Source organism: Actinomadura soli, from assembly GCF_005889715.1.
Classification (GTDB): domain Bacteria; phylum Actinomycetota; class Actinomycetes; order Streptosporangiales; family Streptosporangiaceae; genus Spirillospora; species Spirillospora soli.
In genome coordinates, this window is sequence record NZ_VCKW01000518.1 from 1 (window position 1) to 2203 (window position 2203).

General features: G+C 70.1%; 2 protein-coding genes. Both read right to left on the reverse strand.

The window, feature by feature from the left end; genetic code table 11:
* Nucleotides 1-75: 75 nt before the first annotated feature.
* Nucleotides 76-1311, reverse strand: coding sequence for a DUF349 domain-containing protein (locus tag ETD83_RS41430; RefSeq protein WP_138650702.1), 1236 nt, complete (start codon nucleotides 1309-1311; stop codon nucleotides 76-78).
* 73 nt (nucleotides 1312-1384) lie between these two features.
* Nucleotides 1385-2203, reverse strand: an 819-nt coding sequence (locus ETD83_RS41435; RefSeq protein ID WP_329603079.1) for a peptidylprolyl isomerase, incomplete at its 5' end; no start/stop codon positions are given.

Here is a 2203-nt window from a genome sequence, read left to right on the forward strand (position 1 = left end):
CACCCCCGAACGGCGCCACAGAACAAACCCGCCTCCTAGCCTTCCTAGGCCGCACCGTCGCCTAACCCCGATGGACTAAGAGAACTCGGCGAGGGTGCGTTCTGCCTCTTCCAGCCAGGCGCGGCGGGCGTTGAGGGCCTCTTCGGCCTCCTTGACGTCCTTTTCACGGCCGGCGTCGCGGGCCTTGCCGAGACGGCGTTCTAGCTGTTCGATGGAGCTGCGCAGCTGGGTGACGGTGGCCTCGGCGCGGGCGCGGGCCTCGGGGTTGGTGCGGCGCCACTCGTTCTCCTCGGCGGCGCGGATGGTCTCCTCGATCTTGCGGAGCCGGCCTTCGAGGCGGTCGCGCTGGTCGCGGGGGACCATGCCGGCGGCCTCCCAGCGCTCCTGGATGCCGCGCAGCGCCTGCCTGGCCTGCCGGACGTCCCTGACGGGCAGCAGCCGCTCGGCCTCGGCGAGGATCTTCTCCTTCTCCTCGGCGTGCTCGCGGAACTCGGCGTCGCGCTCGGCGAACGCGGCGCTGCGGGCCTGGAAGAAGGTGTCCTGGGCGCCCTTGAAGCGGGTCCACAGGTCCTCTTCGGCGTCGCGGGAGGCGCGGCCCGCCGTCTTCCAGCGGCGCATCAGGTCGCGGTAGGCGGCGGCCGTCTCGCCCCAGTCGGTCGAGTCCGACAGCGCCTCCGCCTCCGCGACGAGGCGCTCCTTCTCCCTGCGGGACTCCTCGCGCTGGTCGTCCAGGGTGGCGAAGTACGCCTTGCGGCGCTTGGTGAAGGCGTTGCGGGCCGACGACAGCCGCTTCCACAGGGAGGTCTCGGTGGGCCGGTCGATGCGGTCGGCGGCCTTCCACTCCTCGACGAGCTGGCGCAGCCGCTCCCCGCCGTTCTTCCAGTGGGTCTCCTCGGCCGCGATCCGCTCGGCCTCGGCGACGATCCGCTCCTTGACCTCGCGGGCCTCGTGGCGGTGCTGCTCGCGCTGGGCGCGGACCTCCTCGCGGCGCCGCCCGACCTGCTCGCTCAGGCCGTCCAGGCGGCGGCCGAGCGCGTCGAGGTCGCCGACGGCGTGCGCCTCGGAGACGGCTTCGCGGAGCCGGTCGATGCTCTGCTGCGCCTGGGCGGGCTGCAGATCGGTGGTGCGGACGCGCTGTTCGAGCAGGCCGATCTCGGTGACGAGCGAGTCGTACTTGCGCTTGAAGTACGCCAGGGCCTCTTCGGGCGCGCCGGCCTGCCAGGAGCCGACGACCCGCTCGCCGCCGGTCGTCTTGACATAGACGGTGCCGTCCTCGTCCACCCGGCCCCAGGGATCGGTCGCGCTGGACACCCTTGCCTCCTGAATCGCGGGTCCGGACGGGCGCACGCCCTCCGGACCCTCCACACCTTAGTATCCCGTTCGCCTATTTCCCGGCGATCGTGACGTCCTGGATCTCTACCTTCTTTTTGGGCTTGCCATCGCCTTTCGGGTCGGAGCCCCCGTCGGCGACCTTCTTCAGCACGTCCAGCCCCTTGGTTATCTTCCCGAACACGGTGTAGTCGGGCTGGAGCTGAGAGTCCTTGTAAACCAGGAAGAACTGGCTGCCGTTGGTGTCCGGCCCGCCGTTCGCCATGGCGAGCGTGCCCTCGGTGTAGGTGGCCCCGTTGGTGTTCTCGTTGGCGAACTCGTAGCCCGGCCCGCCCGTTCCCTTGGCGGTGGGGTCGCCGCATTGGAGAACGTTGAGGCCGCCGCTCGTGAGCCGGTGGCACTCCGTCTTGTCGAAGTAGTTCTTCTGCGCCAGGTGCGCGAAGGAGTTGACGGCGCAGGGCGCCTTGGCGCCGTACAGCTGCATCTCCACGTCGCCGCTGTTGGTCTTGACGGTCGCCTGGACGGTGCCCGTGTAAGCGGGCTTGGCCGGCGGCTTGCCGACGTCCTTGGAGGCCGGCCCCTGCGCGGACTTGTAGTCGCATTTCGGCCCGGCGGCCGTGGACTCGTCGTCCCGGCTGACGACCACGAACACGGCGCCGCCGACGGCGATCACCGCCACCGCCGCGGCCGAGCTGATGATCTTGAGACGGCGGGCCTTCGCCGCCTCCTGCGCCCGTTGCTGCTGCTGGCGCGCGTAGCGTTGCCGCGCGAGCTCCTTCTTGCGGTCCTTCCCCGCCACGTGCTGCCCCTCCGCTGTGATCAGTTGAACGTGCAGCGCATAGTAGCGGCTGTCTCTTATACACCTCGTACCGAA